The following is a 240-nucleotide window of genomic DNA, read 5'->3' as shown; positions in this document are numbered from 1 at the left end:
CTGAAAAGACTCAATCTAGCTTGGAACTTCGTAGCGACTAATCGTATCTGCAATGCCGTATTGACGCGTTCTGCTGGCATCCCTGTAGCAAATACATTTGTGCCAATAGATACGCTTACTGGACAGCCTCTGGAAGTGAGACCTTTTGATGCAGCTAATTTTCCCCTCATTTTTAGGGAAGCTCAAAATGGTGCTAGACATACAGTACCGATATCTGCCTCATTTAACCTGCACAAGCGC

1 protein-coding gene is annotated in these 240 nt (G+C 45.0%); it reads left to right on the top strand.

From position 1 onward, the window contains the following. Window positions 1–240: hypothetical protein (locus I5349_RS14020; RefSeq protein ID WP_226391389.1), on the top strand; the 240-nt coding region annotated here is incomplete at both ends.

Origin of the sequence: Penaeicola halotolerans, from assembly GCF_016464625.1 — a bacterium.
Classification (GTDB): Bacteria; Bacteroidota; Bacteroidia; order Cytophagales; family Cyclobacteriaceae; genus Penaeicola; species Penaeicola halotolerans.
The sequence above is the reverse complement of the archived record's forward strand: the minus strand, read 5'-3'. Positions and strand labels throughout refer to the sequence as shown.